Raw genomic sequence first — 20503 nt, 5'->3', positions numbered from 1 at the left:
AGGGGCCGGGCGCCATCGCGCGCCCGGCACTCCCCACAAGCAACGCTGCGAGAATCCATGATCATTTCTGCCTCTACCGACTATCGCGCCGCGGCCCAACGCAAGCTGCCTCCCTTCCTGTTCCACTACGCCGATGGCGGCGCCTACGCCGAGCACACCCTGCGCCACAACGTCTCGGACCTGGCCAGCATTGCCCTGCGCCAGCGCGTGCTGAACAACATGTCCGAGCTCAGCCTTTCCACCCGCCTGTTCGACGAAACCCTGAGCATGCCGGTGGCCCTGGCCCCGGTCGGCCTCACCGGCATGTACGCCCGCCGTGGCGAAGTGCAGGCGGCGCGTGCGGCGGCCGCCCATGGCATCCCGTTCACCATGTCCACGGTGTCGGTGTGCCCGATCGAAGAAGTGGCGCCCGCCATCGACCGGCCGATGTGGTTCCAGCTGTATGTGCTCAAGGACCGCGGCTTCATGCGTAACGCCCTGGAGCGGGCCAAGGCTGCCGGGGTCAAGACCCTGGTATTCACCGTCGACATGCCAGTGCCCGGCGCCCGCTACCGCGACGCCCACTCCGGCATGAGCGGCAAGAACGGCCCGCTGCGCCGCGTGCTGCAAGCCATGACCCACCCAGAGTGGGCATGGGATGTCGGCGTGATGGGCCGCCCGCATGACCTGGGCAACATTTCCAAATACCGTGGCAACCCAACCGGCCTTGCCGACTACATCGGCTGGCTGGGTAACAACTTCGACCCATCCATTTCCTGGAAAGACCTGGAATGGATTCGTGAGTACTGGGACGGCCCGATGATCATCAAGGGCATCCTCGACGCCGACGACGCCCGCGATGCGGTCAAGTTCGGTGCCGACGGTATCGTCGTGTCCAACCACGGCGGGCGTCAGCTCGACGGCGTGCTGTCCAGTGCCCGCGCCCTGCCGGCGATTGCCGACGCGGTCAAGGGCGACCTCAAGATTCTGGCCGACTCCGGCATTCGCAGCGGCCTGGACGTGGTGCGCATGATCGCCTTGGGCGCCGACACCGTCTTGATCGGCCGCGCCTTCCTCTACGCCCTTGCCGTGCATGGCCAGGCTGGCGTGAAGAACTTGCTGGAGCTGTTCGAGAAAGAAATGCGCGTGGCCATGGTGCTGACCGGTGCCAAGTCGATCAGCGAGATCACCCGTGACTCGCTGGTACGCGAACTGGGCGCCTGACCGCCTGCAAGAACGACCGCCTGATTGACCCGGGGCATGTGGCGCACAGACGCCACAGCCCCGCGAGGAGATTGCATGAGCCTGCCCGCCGCGTTCCTGCGTGATGCCGAGCGCCTGATACCCGCCGAACGCCGCTTCGACGACCCCACTTCCACCCTGGCCTTCGGCACCGACGCCAGCTTCTACCGGTTGATCCCCAAGCTGGTGGTACGCGTCGAGTCCGAGGACGAAGTGGTCGGCCTGATCAAACTGGCCCAGCGCGAGCGGGTGCCGGTCACCTTCCGCGCCGCCGGCACCAGCCTGTCCGGCCAGGCCATCACTGACTCGGTGCTGATCGTACTCGGCGACAGCTGGGGGGGTAAGGAAATCCGCGGCCAAGGCGAGCAGATCCGCCTGCAACCTGGCGTGATCGGCGCCCAGGCCAACGCCTGGCTGGCCCCCTTCGGCCGCAAGATCGGCCCGGACCCGGCCTCGATCAACGCCTGCAAGATCGGCGGCATCGTCGCCAACAACGCCAGTGGCATGTGCTGCGGCACCGCGCAGAACACCTACCACACCCTGGCCGGCCTGCGCCTGGTGCTGGCCGACGGCACCCGCCTGGACAGCGAAGACCCGGCCAGCGTGGCCGCCTTCGAAACCAGCCACGCCGAGCTGCTGGAGGCGCTGGCCCGCCTGGGCCGCGAAACCCGCGCCAACACCGCGCTGGCCGAACGCATCCGACACAAATACCGGCTGAAGAACACCACCGGTTTGTCACTGAACGCACTGGTGGACTACGACCAGCCGCTGGATATCCTGCAACACCTGCTGGTTGGCTCCGAAGGCACCCTGGGCTTCATCAGCGCCGTCACCTACGACACTGTGCCCGACCACCCGCACAAGGCCAGCGCCCTGCTGGTGTTCCCCAGCGTCGAAAGCTGCTGCCGCGCGGTGACCGTGCTCAAGCACCAGCCAGTCTCGGCCGTGGAACTGCTCGACCGCCGCAGCCTGCGCTCGGTGCAGAACATGCCTGGCATGCCGCTGTGGGTAAAAGGCCTGTCGGACAACGCCTGCGCCTTGCTGATCGAGTCCCGCGCCGCCAGCCAAAGCCTGCTGCACGAGCAACTGCAACAGGTGATGGCCTCGATCGCCGACTACCCACTGGAACAACAGGTGGACTTCAGCGAAGACCCGGCCGTGTACAACCAGCTGTGGAAAATCCGCAAGGACACCTTCCCCGCCGTCGGCGCCGTGCGCCAGACCGGCACCACGGTGATCATCGAAGACGTGACCTTCCCCGTCGAGCAACTGGCCGAGGGCGTCAACCGCCTGATCCAGCTGTTCGACAAGCACCGCTATGACGAAGCGATCATTTTCGGCCACGCACTGGAAGGCAACCTGCACTTCGTCTTCACCCAGGGCTTCAACAGCGCCGAAGAAATCGCCCGTTACCAGGCGTTCATGGACGACGTGGCACAACTGGTGGCGGTGGAGTTTGGCGGTTCGCTTAAGGCCGAACACGGCACCGGGCGCAACATGGCGCCGTTCGTGGAGCTGGAATGGGGCCATGACGCCTACCAGCTGATGTGGCAGCTCAAGCGCCTGCTCGACCCCAACGGCATTCTCAACCCCGACGTGGTGCTGAGCGAAGACCCGGACATCCACCTGAAAAACCTCAAGCCACTGCCTGCCGCCGACGAAATCGTCGACAAGTGCATCGAATGCGGCTTCTGCGAACCGGTGTGCCCGTCCAAGGGCCTGACCCTCAGCCCACGCCAGCGCATCGTCATGTGGCGCGACATCAAGGCCAAGCAACGCGCCGGCGTCGACACCCGCGACCTGATGCACACCTACCAGTACCAAGGCATCGACACCTGCGCCGCCACTGGCCTGTGTGCCCAGCGCTGCCCGGTCGGCATCAACACCGGTGAACTGGTGAAGAAACTGCGCAGCCAGGCCGCCGACCACAAAAAAACCGCCGATTGGCTGGCCGAACATTTCCACACCGCCCTGAGCGGTGCGCGCCTGACCCTGACCGCTGCCAACACCGCCCGCAAACTGCTGGGTGCCCCGCGCCTGGGCCGCTTGAGCGCCTCGCTGAGCAAAGCCAGCAAAGGCCGCCTGCCACAGTGGACCCCGGCCATGCCGCAACCGCTGCGCCCGATCAGCTTCGGCCCGGCCAGCAACGATGCCCGCCCCCGCGTGGTGTACCTGGCGGCCTGCGTTTCACGGGTGATGGGCCCGGCCTATGCCGACCGCGAGCAAAGTTCGCTGCTGGACAAAACCCGCGCCCTGCTGGAAAAGGCCGGCTACCAGGTGGTGTTCCCCGACAACGCCGACAGCCTGTGCTGCGGCCAGCCGTTCGCCTCCAAAGGTTACCCCGAGCAAGCCGAACACAAGCGCCAGGAACTGATCAACGCCCTGCTGCACGCCAGCCGTGGCGGCCTCGACCCGATCTACTGCGACACCAGCCCCTGCACCCTGCGCCTGGTGCAAGACCTGGGCGACACCCGGCTGGACCTGTACGACCCGGTGCGCTTCATTCGCACCCACCTGCTCGACCGCCTGGAATTCACCCCCCAGGACGAACCCGTAGCCGTGCACGTGACCTGCAGCACCCAGCATCTGGGTGAAAGCCAGGCGCTGATCGACCTGGCGCGGCGTTGCAGCAAACAGGTGGTCATCCCCGAAGGCATTCATTGCTGCGGCTTTGCCGGCGACAAAGGCTTCACCACCCCCGAGCTGAACGCCCATTCGCTGCGCAGCCTGAAAGATGCCGTGCAGTATTGCAGCGAAGGCATCTCCACCAGCCGCACCTGCGAGATTGGCCTGTCGAGCCACAGCGGCATCGACTACCACGGCCTGGTCTACCTAGTAGACCGCGTCACCCGCCCCCGCAGCATCTAAAGGCTGGCACCTTCACCTTTGTAGGAGCGGCCTTGTGTCGCGATCGGGCTGCGAAGCAGCCCCAGGGTGTCAGCGTGGGTGCATAAATCGTGGGGCCGCTTTGCGGCCCGATCGCGACACAAGGCCGCTCCTACACAGGTACAGCGCAAGCCCGGGCCAAGCACGATCCAGTGGGAGCGGCTTCAGCCGCGAACACCGGCAAAGCCGGTGCCATCCCCCCTTCTCATATCGCCCCGCCACCATCCCGATTGAACCCCCGCCATTCCCCCACAGTCCACCCTACAGGCCCACCTTCCAGAGGCCCCAGAGGAGACACCCATGAAAGGTACCGCGCTTTCGGCCCTGTTCGCGGCCGCCACCCTGCTGGCTTCGCCGGTGTTCGCCGCCGAAGACCTTTGCACCACCAACCTGCAAAAGATCGACGACAGCATGGCCACTGCCGGCGCCACCTCCGAGGGCCTGGACAAAGCCATCACCGAGCACGTCGACAAAGCCAAGGCCGCCCAGGCCTCGGGCGACACCAAGGAATGCATCGCCATCACCAGCAAAGTGCTGGAGCGCCTGGAAAAAACCGAGAAAGGCAGCGGCACCGGCAGCGGCGGCGCATGAGCCCAAAAGCGGGCGACAGGACCGGCTGTCGACGTCGCCCGCGCAATGCCGTATACTCCATCCCACGCGCCGTAAGGTGCGTTAGCGTAACGCTAGTGTGGGGCCGATTAGGATTCGACGCCGGTAGCGAAACTCTAGGTGCATGCCGAGTTGGTAACAGAACTCGTAAATCCACTGTTGCAACTTTTATAGTTGCCAATGACGAAAACTACGGCGCGGAGTTCAAGCTGGCCGCTTAAGCGGTCCTCTTGACCCGTTGCTTCTGGTAGCTTCGGCTCCAGCAATCACTAGGGGATGCCTGTAAACCCGAACTGATTGTCATACAGAACAGGATCGTCGCGTAGCACGTTGTGGGCGAAGTGACTAAAACTTACACAACTCATCCAAAGCACCCTGCCCGTCGGGCGGCTGCGGATTAAATCAGTAGACACGGCTAAGCATGTAGTACCGACAGCGGAGTACTGGCGGACGGGGGTTCAAATCCCCCCGGCTCCACCAAATCCAAAGAAGAAGGCGCCCTCGGGCGTCTTTTTTTGTGCTTGGATTTAGGGATGTGCAGGTGGAAAAAGCGGATTTAACCCCTTCCGAGTAGGACGTTTCCCAAAGATACTCCCAGCGCCTGTTTTCCGTTGCGGTCATTTTTTCAGGGTTTTAGTCTCGGTGGGTCGTTGCTCATCAACGATCGGCTTTGACAGGCCGCAACGATACACAGCACGCATAACCGTTCATGGCGGTTGTGCATGGGGCACGCTCGCGTGCGCCGGTTTCTGTGTTCGCCGGTCTGTCAACCCATGCGCAGCTGCCACCCTTCCGTTTGACAGCGGATTGGCGGTAGCCCCTATCGAGAACACAGTACGATGCTAAAGATAGTTCCTGATCCGCCTCACCCACTCCACTCCTTGGAAGACACGATCATCATGGCCTCGGACTACGCGCTCTGCGCAGAAGCCGTAGCCCAGCAAGCGATGCTGATGCAGCCCAGGTCGCCCGCAGCGGTTTTGCTCATGGCCTCACTGCACGAGCTTGAAGCCCTGCGTCGATTGCTCGAATCAGCGTTGGCGCAAATACAGCAGCCAGACAACTCGCGACCGATGCATTAAGCCTGTGGGAGCCGGCTTCCCGGCGATAGACATACCCAGGTATCAACAAGACCAGGGAGATTGATCCATGACTACCGAAGACACAAAATGCACAGTCGGTAAAACTATCTTCTTTCAAGGCGAAAACCAGACCCACCCACTGTTTCGCATCGAAGCCAGCATTCCGTGTCAAAACGCCCGCGAACAGGCCTCGGAACTGATGGGCTATGCGAGGGACCTGACCATCGACGGGCTGATGGAAGATAAACCGAAGCTGATCTGGGCGGCGCACTACCTCTGTGCTTTAGGCAAAGCACTGCTGGATGATGCCGAACTCGGCATGATGCGTTGAATCACGTACTGTGATGTTTCAAGGGGTCAGCGGCAGGCGCTTGGCCCCTGTTCTTCCAAACGATCAACGCCGAGGGACTGCAGGCTGCAGACAAAGGCAACAGGATCAAACAAGCGGCTTGTCTTCTATTGCTCGAACAGAAGATCAAGCCGAGCGTAGATTATTGAAGTGTGGCTGAAACGGCCTGCGCCCAATCGTTTTCCATCACCAGCTGAAAGTGAATCTCCTCACCTTGGCCTGCCAGATCAAGCTGACCCACCGTGGCAGCCTCATCGGCATACTGGGTCAACAGCTCGAACAACTTGCGCTTGTATTCGGTGTCGTCGTTGCCTTTGAGGTGGTCGCCCTTGGTTTCCAGTACCGAGAAGCGAAGCTTGCCATTCTCAGTGCCTTGTATGCAGGCCAGCAGGTCGGGGTAAATACGGTGGCGTTGCCAGCCTTGCAAGGCGTATGAGCGCTGATTCACGGCTATACGGTGCCACCAATACACGCACTTATGTTCATCCAGGTACCAGGCCGTGTTCTTTTCCAGGCTATTGAACTCTTTCTGGTACACCTTCTCGAAGAGGTTTTTCTGCAAAGGCTCGCCATTCTTTCGATGAAGGAGCGGATCAACATCAGCCACGTCTATATCCAGCGTTTCAGCAATTTCCCAGTTTAGCGCCGGGTCATTGGACGATACCAACCGCAACGCGATGTCACCGCTCTCCAACTTGGCGCGGAATAGGGCCTCTGCCAGGGTATTCACCTGCGCACGAAGGTCCGTCTTCATGGTGTTTACCAAGTCGAGCCGGTTGATATAAAGCAGGTCATCGCTGATGCCGCTGCTGCGCAGCACCTCCAGGGTTTCCTCGAGCAAACGCATGCCCTGCCATGGGTTAGGGACGACGTCCAAAAGCTGTCGAACCAGGTAGGGAGCATCTAGCCCCTCATCCGGGATAGCCTTGACTTCATACTGCTCCAGGTCGATGACCGCTTCCCCAGGCTCTTTTACTTGTTGGTTGAGACTGACGCGAGCAACCGTCCGTTGCAACTTATCGGCATCCATAACGGCCTTGTCAGCCGCCAGGAATTTCAAGCCCCCCCAATCCAGCTCGCCGAGTACATCGCGCTCGTAGTCCAATGCACGGTAGCCATGGGGTGCGCTGCTGTCCCGATGCAAAACACGGGGTAGAAAAATGGGCAGCCCCGCGAACTTTTCATTTCGCCGCACCGTTTCCCGTCGCACATTGCGGGCCTGGCCGCTCTCTGAATCCAACGCTTTGACGCTGGACGCCAGGTCCGCCATGCCTTCGCCTTCCAGCCCTTTACGCACCCCTTTGACCGCCTCCATCACATCCTGATCGAAGGTGAAGATGTAACACTCGTCCAGCGCGCCTACACCGATTGTCCGTGCGTGGGGCTGGCGCAGCACGCGCCCTATCATTTGGGTGAGGGCGGTGGTTGCCGTTGTACGCGAAAGGATAGCCAGCACGTAGGCAAAGGGGCAGTCCCAGCCTTCGCGCAGCGCATCTTTGGTGATGATGAAGCGCACCGCGGAATTGGCTGACAGAAGGTCTTCGTCTGCCAGCTCGTCGTTGCTGGAGGTCTTGAGCCGAATATGCTCTTCCCTCACGCCCAGCTGATCACGCAGGTATTCGCGGGCGTCCTCGGCATGCACGAACCCCGCATCACGCTGCTCCTTGCCGGTACGCTCCACACGCACAAGTACAATAGGACGAATATAGCGGCCAGACGCACGTTGGAACGCCAACGCGGCATCTTCCAATTCCTGCTGTTTGGCATGAGCCAGCAACAGCGTTTGCTTCCAGCCACCCTTGGCCTCGTTAATGACATTGATCGGCAGCTTGATCATTTCCTCATCTTTGAGGACCGTACCTGGAACGTTGACCAGCACGTTAGAGTGATGCCTGCCATTGGTATTGGGTGTTGCGGACAGCTCCAGGATGAAGCGTGGATTGAAGCCAGCCAAGGTGTCGCGCGCAGTATTGGAATAGGCTTTATGGCCCTCATCAATCACGACCACTGGGCGTACTAGCCGCAGCACATTGCCCAGGCTTTGCTTGATCGATACCGCCCCCGGAACCACGCCATCGGCATACCCGAGGTCGGCCAAGTCATTCTGGTCAAGGTTGGGCACTTGCTTGAGCAGTTGCACATTCGCTTCGTGATCATCTTCCAAGGGGAAGAAAGACGTGAAGCGGCCACTGTCGCGGAACATCCGCAGTGTTTCCTTGGTCTGGCGCGCCGCCGACGGCAGCATTAGCAGCAGGACGCACAACTGCTCTTCCACCTCTTTACGGGTGAAGGCATCCCCTTTCTCAAGTAGTTTTACACGGCCACCCGATGCCCGTTCCAGCATCTGCCGGTAGGGGTGCTCCCGATTGGCCAATTGTTTCCAGGTTTGCCGGTAAATCGCATCCGAAGGTACGGTCCATAACACCATGCCCGTCTGGCGCTTGAAGTAATCCGCCTGCACGCGCTCAAGCGAGGCAGTCGCCAATAGGGTTTTACCGCCGCCGGTTGGTACTTTCAGGCAGATAGTCGGGATCGTGTCGCCCTTGCCATCATGACGTGACAGGTAGGGGGCCACCACCGGCTTACCACCGTGATACAGGTAGGGCAACAAGCGTTCCGTGTTCAGCTGATCCCACGCCGCCTTGCAGTAATCGCCCACGTTGGCCGTTCTGCCTTTGCTCTTCTGAAACGCTACAAAGTCCTCGGCTTCTTCACGCGCCTCAGCCAGCACAGCCAGGTAACGCTCCAGCCGTTCGAGTACCCCCTGCTGATATTCTTTGAGCTCCATGCTTAATCTCCCAAAATCCGATGCACGGCATAAGGCAACTGGCAGAACTCGATGCGCCGCGTCGTCAGCTCCTTCTGGCTCATGAACTTGGCCACCGCAAACACGATCGCCCGTTTGCCATGCTTGTTACCGGCTTCAATGATGGCCACCCGATCGGCATTGAGCGCCGCATCGTTGGAGCGCAACCACGACGTATCAGGTTTGTAGAGCAGGTGGATACGGAACAGCTCGGTTTCGCCAACCAGGCCATCCGCCGTGGGTTTACCCACCCTGTCCAGAGACTGGCCAGTGGCGGTATAGAACACGTAGCGGGCCAGCGCCTCAAAGCTAGGCATCCCTTCGCCGGTCAGCAGGCTTTCAACATCAATGACCTCACCCAAGGTGCAGTAGGTGAAGCTTCCACCCAGGCCGGGTGCGGTTTCTTTTATCGCACGCTCACCCGTCACTGTGAGTACGTCATCCTTGATCTTTTTGGTGATCTTGTCGTACTTATCGCAATGGCGCTTTTCAATGGAATTAATCCGCTCCATCACCTTTTTGTGTTTTTTTTCGTTTCCGAAGACGCTCCAGCTAATAGATTCCCGGTGCAATTCTTCGCGCTGGGTGCCCGTATAGGAATAGCCTTTGACTACACGGCGAACACGCTCAGCCGTTATCTCATCAGCGTAATTTTCACATTCGACAAGTACAAAACGACGATTGCCATCGTCCGCCTTGTTGGCTTCGAGCACGGCGTGAGCGGTTGTGCCCGAACCGGCAAATGAATCAAGGACTATCGAGTCCTCATAGGCTGCGAGTTTTAGAATCCGACTCACCAACTCAACGGGCTTCGGCGTTGGAAAGGGTGACGTGCCACCAAAAATGTTCTTCAACGTTGTATTGGCGTGCCGTGTACTTCCAACCTCTGATGCAAACCAGATGGTTTCCGGCGCTCGTTTATCCTGATTCTTCAGGTAAATCTTTCGAATGACACGGGTCTCATCATCAACAAACAACGCCTCCCCGGAGGCAATTTTTTTCTCGAAGGTTTCCTTTTTCCACCTCCACCCATTTTCCGGTGAGTCGATATATTTTCCAGACGGGGTCTTTAGCGGATACTTTAGCTTTGGGCGATACAGCGCGTTACGGACATCGCCAAGTCGCCATGCCCCGTTGGGGTCATTGTCCGGGTTAGCATAATTAACATTGTCCTCTTCCGTCCTGTCCAACCCTTCAAAAGAAAAGTCTTCATTCCCATACACAATAATATGGTTATGATGAACGGAAAAAATATCGCTATACCCCTTCCCTTGAACAGCGTGCTGCCACACGATGTTTGCTACAAACTTATCCGCCCCTATCACCTCGTCCATCAACATTCGCAGCCGGTGAGGCTCATGATCGTCCAGCGTCACCCATATGCTACCCCTTGAGGACATCAGCTCTTTGAGAAGACTGATTCTTGGCCACATCATGCACAGCCATTTGTCATGTCGCTCCAGGTCTTCCTTATCTACCGGATCCGCTGATTTTTTCAGCCATTCCTTCATGAGGGGGGAGCGGACGTTATCGTTGTAACACCATTTTTCTTCACCGGTGTTATACGGTGGATCGATAAAAATGCAATCGACCTTGCCAGCGTGAGTGGGTAACAGCGCCTTGAGCGCCTCAAGGTTGTCGCCCTGAATAATCAGGTTGTCATCCAACGATGGTTCGTTGCCTGCAGCGGGTAGCGACTTCTCGGGAACCACCTGTAATTCTCGGAACGGCACCCCAAGGTGATGGGAATAAATAAACTGCTTACCTTTGAACTCAAGCGTGGGCATTGCAAACTCCTGATCCAATCAACGCAGCGCCTTGAAGCAGGCATCTGCTGTTCGTTATCAGCGGCGGCCTTGGCACCCAGCCGCTGCTCCTCAACCCAAGCCGTTCCACGCTATGCAACAGCCATAGCGCCCCCTCGCCGCTCAACAAAAGTCAAACTGCACATTTACTAGCCATATGACATCATACCCAACATCCGGAGCCTTGCAGTGGACTGATGCACTGCAGCAACAGTGATGCGACAGGAGACGCTGACTGATGGACCGAACCAAACGACTTGAGGCGCTGGAGGCGGAGTACCAGCTGTTTGCCAGCCAGCGCGACGAGGCTTCCCCGGCCAAGCCCCGCATTGCCGCCTGGGGCCTGGTCAAAGCAGGGAAAAGCTCCCTGCTCAATATGCTCAGCGGCCATGCCAGCGACGAGCATTTCCAAACGGGTGATGTGCGTACCACCCGTACCAACCAGGCACTGGAACTAGACCACTACGTGCTAGTGGACACCCCAGGCTTGGGCTATGACCAGGACGACACTCTGCAAGCGAACCAGGGCCTTGATGCCGCTGATGTCGTGCTGTTCGTCCATGCCCCACCTGGTGAGCTTGACCAGGAAGAAGTGGCCCTGCTCGATCAGTTGCGCAGCGCCTATGGCCAAGACGTGGGTGAACGCGTGGTGCTGGTGATCAGCCAGCTGGACAAGCTGCAAGACGCCGACCTCGCCGCAGTCAAGGACACCATCGAACGTCAGGCCCTGATCCATCTAGGCACGGCGCCTGAATGCTTTGTCATTTCCAACACGCGTTTCAAAAGCGGTGTAGAGAAAAACAAGCAAGGGCTCTGCGAAAAAAGCGGCATTCCACAGCTGGCGCAACACCTGCAATCGCTTTCGAAGCGCCTCGCCAAGTCGCTCGCTGACGCCCGGCAACAGCGCCTGGCACGGCGCGCCTTGGAGCTGGGCACGCGTATCGACGCATTGATTGAACAGGACCTCAAGCTGATCGAGCAGATCACCGAGCCGTATGTGGTCAAGGCCAAAGCCTTCGTCAAGCACATCGACAGCGCTCGCCGGACCTTCAAGACCCATACGTCCGACATGCAGAAAGCACGCACCAAACTCGACAGCCTCAAGTAAGGAGACTTGCAATGCCTCTACCTTGGTTGATCGGCGTTGCGGCAGTCGCCGCCGCCGCCGCCATCGCTAAAGCGGTCAGTGACGACACCCCTTCGTCTTCAAGCAGTACCACGCACTACGACGACAGCGAGCGGCTTGAGCAGGAGCGGGAAGCCAAGCGCCTGCGCGAGCAAGAAAACCTCAAGGCCCGCGTCCAGTCTCTCGCCGGTGAGCGGCGGGAACAACTCAAGGCCCAGCTCAGAGGGGCGGCATCGACACTGGCGGCCTCGCCGGGCAAGCACAACCCGGTATCTGAAGGCGTAACCAAGATGACGCGCTTGACGCTCGAAGGGGTGACGGGGGATCAGCTTGAACAACGTATCCGCAGCACCGCGTCATCGACGTCCAGTTACGGTAAGACGGTCAAAGCCATTCTCCAGGCGTCGTCCGCTATGGAAGGTGGGCACATCGTTCATTTCATGCAGGGCGTGAACCTGCTCGAATCCGTGACCGCCCCTGCCGAAGCATCTGCCTCCGACCAGGCGGCGCTCGCCCAAGCGCAAGTCGCCCAGGCACGTATCGAGCGCCTGCAGCAACTGAAACGTCAACTTCTGCTTAAGGCGTGATAGATCGATGAGCACCGTTACTCGTGATGAATTGATGCAGGTCTTTCAACAACTGCAGGGTCAATTCGCCAGCCAGAAGCAAAGCCTCGCGCAGGCTCAGCAAAGCTTCGACACGCTGCGCACCGGTTTTGTAAAGCACTTGCGTCAGCAAACTGAGAGCATGGCCAGCGCGGTCAGTGACAACAATCCGCTCAAGGAAGGTGCGACCCAGATGGCGCAGCGCCTGACTGACCAGTTCATGGTCTGGGAAGAGCGCGCCGAGGTGCGTGCGAAGGGCGCGGTCTTTCGTGAGAACTTCAACGACTCCTTACTGGTGTTCGTGTACGGCAAGGTCAAATCAGGCAAGAGCTCGCTGGGCAACTACGTGGCTTGGGGGCACAGTGAACCCACTGCGCAACTGAAAGCCCAGGCCACGCTGAAACCCACTTACTTTTCTCATGACCGAACCGACGTCGCCAGTGGCGACAAAGAAGGCGAGGCATGCAGCTCCAAGCAATTCAGGGTCGGTGCCACTGAGGCCACCAGTTCGATTCAAGGATTCAAGCTGCCTGGGTTCACCTGGGTCGACTCGCCTGGGCTGCATTCCACCAATGCGGCCAATGGCAACTTGGCGCGCAAGTATGTCGACCAGGCGGACCTGATTCTCTACACCATGAACTCGCAAGCGCCTGGCCGCCAGTCGGACATGAGCGAGGTCAGGAGCCTGCTCGATGGCAAACGCTCGTTGATGATTCTGCTGACCGGCAGCGATATCACCGAAGAAGACGAAGACGATGATGGGCAACTCGTCACCGAAGTATTGATGAAATCCAAGGAAACCCAGCAGCGGCAAATCCAGGAAGTCACCGGCAACCTGGTGGAGATGCAGAAGGACGCTGCCAGCCATGTCCGCATCCTGCCCATCTCGACCCGCTTCGCCGAGCGCCACCCCTCGCACTTGCAGGAAAGTGGCCTGGGCACCCTGTTCCAAACCCTCAAGACGCTGTCGCAAGGTGAAGGTCTCAACCTCAAGCTGACCACCCCCTTGAACAACCTGCGCAAGGCCGTGGCTGAAACCTGCGACGACCTGAGCTTGATCAAGGAACTGACCGAGACGTTCGAGCTGCAGATCCAGAAGCAGGAGCAGGCAGTGGAGCGCGAGCTGCGGACCCTGAGCCAGAAGGGCGTCACGCAAATGCGCAGTTTCGTCAACCAGCTCTACAACGGGCCACGCCCCGGCGACGCACAGCCTCAGCTGCGCGAGCGCCTGGCCACCCTGCTGGGCCGCCTGACCGGCGAGGCCATGAAGGGTATCGGTGAAAGCCAGCAAAATGCGCTGCAACGTGCCTTCGATACCAGCCGCATCGGCGCCATTCCGGCGTACCGCGAGGTCACGGTCGAGAAGGAATACATCAGCGGCACTCGCAGCAGCACCAAAACCGCTTGGGGAGCGGGCGGGGCGGTTGTCGGTGGTGTCATTGGCTTCTTCGTCGGCGGCCCCGCAGGCGCCGCAGCCGGGGCTTCGCTGGGCAGTGCCGCGAGCATGATTGGTCGCAGCGCCGAGGCCATCCGCGCCAAACACAATGTGGTGGTCGGCGACAACCTGGAAGAACAACGCCAGGCAGCTCTCGAGCAGTACGCCGACGCCCTGCCTGCCTACCTCAACGAGCAGGTACGTGGCATCTACGATCCCCTACGGGACTCCATGCTCGAATACTGCCAAATCCTGACCATCGAAATGGAGCGCCTGCGTCAGGCGCTCATAACCCTTGAAACGAGCACCGCGCAATGACTCAACCAGGCCCGATGACCCAACTGCTAGCCCTCTACGACGAAGTGGATGGTCTGTGTGAAACCTACAACCCGCACACTGTCGCCAGCATTCGCGAACTGAGCCGGGCGAAGAAGGCGCAAGCGGGTGCGAGCATCATGGTGTACGGCGTCTATAACGCCGGTAAAAGCACGCTGATCAACGCCTTGCTTGGCAAAGAGTTGGCTGCGGTAGCCGATGTGCCGGAGACCGCCCGTGTGCAGGGCTATCGCTGGGGCGACTTCGAAGTGCTCGATACACCCGGCATCGACGCGCCGCTGGAGCACGAGGCCATCACGCGCGAACAGCTGGTGCAGTCGGATGTGGTGATCTTTGTGGTCAACCCGCTGGGTGTGGTCGAGGAGGAAAAAACCCTCGATGTGCTGCTGGAACTGGTGCTTGCCGGCAAGATGATCTTTCTGGTGCTCAACTGCAAAAGCCGCTTCGACCCGATCGACCTGGCCCGCATCAAGGACGAACTCAGCGAGCGCATTCAACAAAAGGCCGGCTCCCAGAAGGTGCTGGGGCATATCCCGATCGTCGAGGTTAACGCCCGCTCCGCGCTCAAGGCGAAACTGGAGAACAAGCAGAACCTGCTGAACAGCTCGGGCTTTCCAAAGTTTGAACGCGATCTGGAAGGGTTCTTCGCATCCGTGGAGCAGAAGGCAATCGTGGCGCGTGTCGCTAACGAACTGCGCAGCTTCCTCGATGCAACGGTAGCCGAGCTGGACAAACGCCAGGACCAAGCTGCGATCAAACGCCTGGACGCCTTCTATGGCGAGATCGCGCGCCGCGAAATCGATATTCGCCATGGTTTGAAATCGCTGATCGAAGCCAAGGCCGCCTACATTGGCAAGAGCACGATCACAGCGCTTAACCAAAACATCGAAGGCGCTCAAGGCAAGGTCGAGCAGCTTATCGGGCAGGCCAACGAACAAGTCTGCAGCGAGCTCGAAGACGCACTCACCCGCCTGGGCCTGGACGCCTCCGAGATGCTCGACGAGGTCATTCGAGAGGTACAGGTACAACCACAGGCTTACAACGCTCAGGCTGCACCCGACCTCGATACAGCGCAGGCCCCCGCCAACCAGTTGCCCGCATCGCAGGGCGTCGACTTGAGCCTGCTCGAATCCGGTGTCCGTCAGGCCAGCAGCATGCTCAAGGCCGAGCATGTCGTCAGCGCGCTGAAAGTCGGCAAACAGTGGCTGCCGACACTGTTCAAAGGGGTCGGGCCAGTCACCATGGGCAAGGTTGCCGAACAGATCGTCGGTAAGGTCATCCCCGTCATCGGTATTGCTTTCCAGGTAGGCAGTGCGCTGTATTCCGCCTTTGCCGGCGACCCTGAGCAGCAGCGACTGGAAGAACAAGCCAAACGCGAGGAGCAGGAGCGCGAGCGCCGCGAACAGGCAATCCAAGCATTCGCCGACGAAACGGCCTGGGAATTCTCGCGGTCGCTGAACGCCATGGTCGATAGTCACCTGAAGACCAACTTTGCCGATATCAAGGACAAACTGCAGAGCCTGCGTGGCAGCCTTGGCCAGGACCAGCGCCGTCTCAGCGAGGACCGTGAACGGTTGGTCCAGGCCCAGGCCGCGATGGGTGAGTATGCCTGATACCCCCACGCCCTTTGCCTGCAGCCGCTGCATGGAATGCTGCCGACGTGTGCACTTGCTTGCTGAGACCGCGGTGATGGACCGCGGCGACGGTGTATGCCGGCACCTGGATGAAGCCAACGCCGGGTGCCGCATCTACGACCAGCGGCCGGACGCCTGTCGCATCGATCGGCAGTACGAACTGCATTATCGCCAGGCAATGAGTTGGGAAACGTACGTCAAGAAGAACGAAGCCGGGTGCAAGCAATTGCAGGCGCTCGGCGCTGGCGAGGCCACCCGGGTAATCCTGGCTTCTACAGACAACCGCTTTACACAACCATAGGGACTTCAGAATGGGTATCAGCTACCGCGCGGATGATGACCTGGCCTTCCTGCAATACTGCCGGGAAGACGACATCCGCAACCTGGCGGCCTATCTCATGTTCGACAAGGACGGAGAAAAGCGCAGAGCAAGCGAAATCGCCGATGAGCCGCAATTCAAGAAACTGCAGGGCCAGCCAGATCAATGGCGTCGCTGCTGGCAACTGGTTGCCGGTGAGTTGCAGCATTTCGCGGGTGACTCCATCGTCAACCTGTTCCGCCGTCAGGGTGTGCTCTACAAGGAAATGCTCTGCGACGTCTGCGACAAGACCGATGTGAAGTACGACAGCAAAGCCAGCGCCTACGCCATCGAAAACCAGCTCATCGAAAAACTGGTAGAAAAGAGCTGGGAACAAATGTCGCCGGAACAGCGGCGTAGCACAGCCGAGGAAATGAACCTCAATGGCGCGCTCGGCGCGCTGCCGCTGGCCGCGATCATCAATGCCATTCGTGCAGGTGGTCTGGGTTCGCTGCAGTGGTCATCGTGGCTTGCAAGGGGTACCACTGCGTCATTCAGCAATGCGATCGGGGTGACCCTCGGCGGTGCTGCAGCGCTGGTAGGCGGGCGCGCGGTAGCGGCCATCGCCGGGCCTTTGGCAGCGATCGCTGTGACCGTTCCTCTGCTCAGCGGTACGGCCTATCGGGTCACGATCCCGGCAGTCATTCAAATCGCGTTCATGCGGCGCCAGTATGAAAAAGAGGATCACTTCTAATGCAGGCAGCAGCAGAACTTCTGAGCAAAATCTGGGTACTCGACGAGGCGGCCTTTTCGAAGCCCCTCCTGGATGCGCTGGCGGCAGGCAAGGCAGTCATCCATGACGGCGTGGCGTATTACGCGGCGGGCAGTGGCAAGACGGGCGTCATCCAGCACCTGCCGTTCAAAGAAGCCGTGTTCAAGTCCGCCGAAGAAGCACTCAAGGCCGCGCAGATGACTACCGTCATGGCCACCGCCGCGTCCACCTGCGTGATTCTCGGGGCGCTGATCATCCAGACCAAGTACCTGGCGGCAAAACTCGACAAGATTCAGAACACGGTCGACGAAATCGCCAAAGAGCTGCATACCCAGAACATCGTCTATTACATGGACAAGGTCACCGACTACATCGGCAGTATCGAAGTCGCCCGCACCTTGCTCAAAGACCGCAGCCTGGCAAGCGAAATCAAGGATGTGGCTTACCCCTTGCTGGCATCAGCTGCAGCCAAGCGTAACCATGCGATGTCGTTCATCGACAACGTCCTGGCATTGGCGCAAAACAGCAGCGAGGTAAGCAGTAAGCACTACGAGCTGGTGGTCAACTTCGCCCACATGATGCTGGAGATCATGCCGCTGGGCATTCACACGGAATATTTGCTGGCCGCCCGTGTAGGCAAGCCGATGCTCGCCCAGCAGATACTGGAAGATGGCGCAGAGCGGTATCAGGGTGCAATGCAACAGTACAAGGGGTTCCTCAATGCCCAACATCGCGAGTTGGTACGGGGAAACATGGGCGACAAGACGGTAGTCCTGCAGCGCATCGAAGATAGGGCACGGCAACTGATTCAGTCGACAGAAAATCAACTATTGCTCACGTTGCCCAATGGCCGTATGGCAGTGCTCGAAGCGGCGTAAGTTCACTGGCCAGCACCGTTGATAAGGGGCTCGAACATGAGCCCCATGCCCGGCCAGTTCAAGCATGGCTTGCCTGAGCAGTCTCCAATCCGTTCAGTGCTGCCCATACTCAACGCTCATTCGCATGGGTCATGCCCTGCAAGATTTCCACCTTGCGCCGCAACTGCCCCACATGTTCCCGCTCCGCCCGCAACGCCGCCCTCAGCTCGCGGTTCTCCATCTCCCAAATCTGCAACCAGCGCAAATCCTTCTGGCAGTGCTCCACCTTCTTGCCCAGCTCGCCCAGCCTCAACCCCTGCTGAATCAGCACCAGCAAGATGATCCCCATCGCCACCAAGGCAACCGTCGCAACCACTTCCGGCATCGTCATGCTCATGTCCTTTGCTACCTTCGGAGCGTTCCGAAGACGAACCAAAGATATGTAATGCAAAACTACACGTCTAGAATGTAGACTTATACAGGTAAAGTAATCGCGCACATGGAGAGGGTATGAAACGCAAGCAATCCATCGAGCAGGTACGCTGGGACCTGGCACTTCGCTATCGTTTGATCGAAACCGTTGCCTGGTGGGAAGGCCGGCTGACCACGGGCCACCTGATGCAGAGCTTTGGCATCAGCCGCCAGCAGGCGTCGAAGGACATCAATACCTACATCACCGAACATGCGCCCGAAAACTTGACGTATGACAAGCAGATCAAGGGCTATGTACCGAGCGAGCAGTTCGAGCCGCTGTTCATCGATAACAGCGCCAGCGCCTATCTGCACCTGCTCTACCAGAACAACGAACGGGCGCCGCACATCGACGGGTTGGCACTGGCCTACGCGCACACCCGTGTACTGGAGGTGCCTGACCGCCCTATTCGGCCAGAGGTGCTGCGCCCATTGCTCAAGGCTTGCCGTGAAGGCCTGCGCCTGGAAACCGAATACGTATCCTTCAACACCCCCAACGTCGAGGTGCGCTTGATCGCCCCGCACACGCTGGTGTACACCGGCATGCGCTGGCACGTGCGGGCCTACTGCGAAAAGAACGGCCAGTACCGCGACTTCGTCCTCAGCCGCCTGCGTGGGCAGCCAGGCTTGCTCGACGCGTCGCCGAACACGCGTGAGCAGGATGAAGACTGGAATGTCGAGGTGCCGGTCATCTTCGCGCCTGATGGGCGGTTGAACACGGCGCAGCAGGCAATCATCGAAACCGACTTCGGCATGACCGATGGCCAATTGGTGGTGCCTAGCCGCAGGGCATTGGTGAAGTATGTGTTGCAGCGGTATCAAATCGACCACCGCAACATGGCGATACTGCCCGAGGCCCAGCAACTGGTGGTGAGCAACCTCCAGGACCTGCAGCCGTGGTTGATGAAGTACTGACGCTGGGCGCTTGCTCTAGCTGCAACGCGTCATGTGTTGTTCTGTGGGAGCAACTGTCTTCTTGTGGAAGCTGGCCTTGCTGGCGATGGGGCGCGTAGCGCCCTTGGCCCGGCTCTGCCGGGCATCGCCAGCATGGCTGACTCTTACGGATGGGCCACCTGCTCCTGCCAAGGTGTTCCGGCCTTTAGCATCGCATTCAGCCGTATGATCAAGACCCGCATGCACGCCACTATCGCCACCTTCGCGCATTTCCCCTCGGCCCGCAAAGCCGCATAGCGGGCTCCGAAGTCTTGGTTGTATCGGATGACGATCCAGCAGGCCATGTACAGCGCTCGCCTGACACGTGACCGGCCACCCCAGATCTCGCGCTTGCCCGCGTGTTTGCCGCTGTCTTGGTTGAACGGTGCAACACCCACCAGTGCCGCGATTTCCTTACGGTCCACCTGGCCCAACTCCGGCAGCAGAGCCACCAGCTTGGTTGCCGTGACCAAGCCAATGCCTTTGACCTCCAAGAGGCGTGGGACACGGTCGTCATTGAGCTTCACGGCCTGTTCAGCGATCTCGAGTTCGAGCGCTTTGATTTCACCTTTCAGGTAAACAATGTGGCGCTCCAGACGGAAGCAGACGCTGGTTGACTGGGCCTGCTTCAGCCGACGTTTGTCATCGTCACGTTGCTGGACGAAGCGATCCCGCTGCATCAGCAACTCGCGCAGCAAGGCCCGTTCAGGCGTCATTACCGTATACCGTTGAGGCGGCAGCACTTCGGCGAAGTGAGCCAGCACCGCAGCGTCGATGGGGTCGGTCTTGGCTTGTTTACCCATGGATTTGGCAAAGGCCCGGACGCGGCTGGGGTTTATCCGGTACGCCGGAAGACCAGCGTCATGTAGAGCCCGCAGGACGTTGCATTCGTAACCGCCGGTCGCTTCAAGGATGATTGCTGAAACCTGATACTCGCCGAGTTTTTCGACAAGCTGACTGAATCCGTTCAGGTCATTGGAAACATTGAAGTTCAAACCTTCGGGGCGGATGTGCACGGCAAGTGTGGTGCTGGAAACATCGATGCCGACAGAGGAAAACATGGCCAAACCCTCTTAGACTCAAGGAGTGAGAGCGCTTTGGCTTGGCCCACGCTTGTGGTTCGAGATTTGGCCCTCATCCAACTGTTCGGGCTCTCGCCAAAGTGGAACGGTGAATGGCAGCTTGTGCTCCCACACGTGCTCGAGGCACCTCGGGCTATCAACTTGCCATTCACCGCTCTCACCTTAGATTCTATTCCCTCCTCAAGACACAAGCGGG

The 20503-nt window shown here is 59.5% G+C and carries 17 protein-coding genes and 1 other RNA gene; 14 read left to right on the top strand and 4 right to left on the bottom strand.

What is annotated here, in order from left to right:
- The first annotated feature begins 57 nt into the window (after positions 1-57).
- The 6 genes from lldD to DM807_RS10425 all read left to right on the top strand — a co-directional run bounded on the left by lldD (position 58) and on the right by DM807_RS10425 (position 6129).
- A complete protein-coding gene (gene lldD, locus DM807_RS10445) occupies positions 58-1203 on the top strand; it encodes an FMN-dependent L-lactate dehydrogenase LldD (protein ID WP_012274264.1) in 1146 nt (381 codons plus the stop codon).
- A 75-nt stretch (positions 1204-1278) separates the two neighbouring features.
- A complete protein-coding gene (locus DM807_RS10440) occupies positions 1279-4089 on the top strand; it encodes an FAD-binding and (Fe-S)-binding domain-containing protein (protein WP_179027359.1) in 2811 nt (936 codons plus the stop codon).
- Between the two features lie 318 nt (positions 4090-4407).
- Entirely contained in the window at positions 4408-4698 is a 291-nt protein-coding gene (locus DM807_RS10435) for a hypothetical protein (protein ID WP_012274266.1), read from the top strand.
- Between the two features lie 99 nt (positions 4699-4797).
- Positions 4798-5196: a transfer-messenger RNA gene (gene ssrA, locus DM807_RS10430) on the top strand.
- A 359-nt stretch (positions 5197-5555) separates the two neighbouring features.
- Entirely contained in the window at positions 5556-5798 is a 243-nt protein-coding gene (locus DM807_RS27670) for a hypothetical protein (RefSeq protein WP_069942891.1), read from the top strand.
- Positions 5799-5865: 67 nt separating this feature from the next.
- Complete coding sequence (locus DM807_RS10425; RefSeq protein ID WP_179027358.1) at positions 5866-6129, top strand: DUF3077 domain-containing protein; 264 nt, start codon at positions 5866-5868, stop codon at positions 6127-6129.
- A 160-nt stretch (positions 6130-6289) separates the two neighbouring features.
- Here the strand turns inward: DM807_RS10425 and DM807_RS10420 are convergent, their stop codons facing one another.
- Complete coding sequence (locus tag DM807_RS10420) at positions 6290-8935, bottom strand: DEAD/DEAH box helicase (protein WP_179027357.1); 2646 nt, start codon at positions 8933-8935, stop codon at positions 6290-6292.
- A gap of 2 nt (positions 8936-8937) precedes the next feature.
- Complete coding sequence (locus tag DM807_RS10415) at positions 8938-10740, bottom strand: site-specific DNA-methyltransferase (protein ID WP_179027356.1); 1803 nt, start codon at positions 10738-10740, stop codon at positions 8938-8940.
- Between the two features lie 256 nt (positions 10741-10996).
- Here DM807_RS10415 and DM807_RS10410 point away from each other — a divergent pair, with 256 nt between their 5' ends.
- From DM807_RS10410 to DM807_RS10380, 7 genes are read left to right on the top strand one after another with little or no spacing between them, the layout of a single operon-like run.
- Positions 10997-11866, top strand: coding sequence for a GTPase (locus tag DM807_RS10410; RefSeq protein ID WP_179027355.1), 870 nt, complete (start codon positions 10997-10999; stop codon positions 11864-11866).
- A gap of 11 nt (positions 11867-11877) precedes the next feature.
- Complete coding sequence (locus DM807_RS10405) at positions 11878-12471, top strand: hypothetical protein (protein ID WP_179027354.1); 594 nt, start codon at positions 11878-11880, stop codon at positions 12469-12471.
- 7 nt (positions 12472-12478) lie between these two features.
- Positions 12479-14242 carry a dynamin family protein gene (locus DM807_RS10400; protein WP_179027353.1) on the top strand — a complete coding sequence of 588 codons (1764 nt, stop codon included), beginning with the start codon at positions 12479-12481 and terminating at the stop codon, positions 14240-14242.
- The gene (locus tag DM807_RS10395) at positions 14239-15873 is read left to right on the top strand and encodes a dynamin family protein (protein ID WP_179027352.1); all 1635 of its coding nucleotides are present in this window, start codon (positions 14239-14241) and stop codon (positions 15871-15873) included. The genes DM807_RS10400 and DM807_RS10395 overlap by 4 nt, the downstream gene beginning before the upstream one ends.
- Positions 15866-16195 (top strand): YkgJ family cysteine cluster protein, encoded by a 330-nt coding sequence (locus tag DM807_RS10390; protein WP_069942899.1) that lies wholly within the window; start codon positions 15866-15868, stop codon positions 16193-16195. The genes DM807_RS10395 and DM807_RS10390 overlap by 8 nt, the downstream gene beginning before the upstream one ends.
- Before the next feature lie 10 nt (positions 16196-16205).
- Positions 16206-16946 carry a DUF3944 domain-containing protein gene (locus tag DM807_RS10385; protein ID WP_069942900.1) on the top strand — a complete coding sequence of 247 codons (741 nt, stop codon included), beginning with the start codon at positions 16206-16208 and terminating at the stop codon, positions 16944-16946.
- A complete protein-coding gene (locus DM807_RS10380; RefSeq protein WP_069942901.1) occupies positions 16946-17842 on the top strand; it encodes a hypothetical protein in 897 nt (298 codons plus the stop codon). Before DM807_RS10385 ends, DM807_RS10380 begins: the two co-directional genes overlap by 1 nt.
- A 109-nt stretch (positions 17843-17951) precedes the next feature.
- Here the strand turns inward: DM807_RS10380 and DM807_RS10375 are convergent, their stop codons facing one another.
- Positions 17952-18212 (bottom strand): hypothetical protein, encoded by a 261-nt coding sequence (locus DM807_RS10375; RefSeq protein ID WP_179027366.1) that lies wholly within the window; start codon positions 18210-18212, stop codon positions 17952-17954.
- Between the two features lie 119 nt (positions 18213-18331).
- Between DM807_RS10375 and DM807_RS10370 the strand changes: the two genes are divergently transcribed.
- A complete protein-coding gene (locus DM807_RS10370; RefSeq protein WP_060493991.1) occupies positions 18332-19207 on the top strand; it encodes a BrxR family helix-turn-helix transcriptional regulator in 876 nt (291 codons plus the stop codon).
- A gap of 143 nt (positions 19208-19350) precedes the next feature.
- Here the strand turns inward: DM807_RS10370 and DM807_RS10365 are convergent, their stop codons facing one another.
- Positions 19351-20286, bottom strand: a complete 936-nt coding sequence (locus DM807_RS10365) for an IS110 family transposase (RefSeq protein WP_179026968.1) — start codon at positions 20284-20286, stop codon at positions 19351-19353.
- Between the last annotated feature and the right edge of the window lie 217 nt (positions 20287-20503).

The sequence above is a fragment of the Pseudomonas hunanensis genome (assembly GCF_013393325.1).
GTDB classification, from domain to species: Bacteria; Pseudomonadota; Gammaproteobacteria; order Pseudomonadales; family Pseudomonadaceae; genus Aquipseudomonas; species Aquipseudomonas putida_P.
Note: the sequence above shows the minus strand (reverse complement) of the source record. Positions and strands in the feature narration are given on the sequence as shown.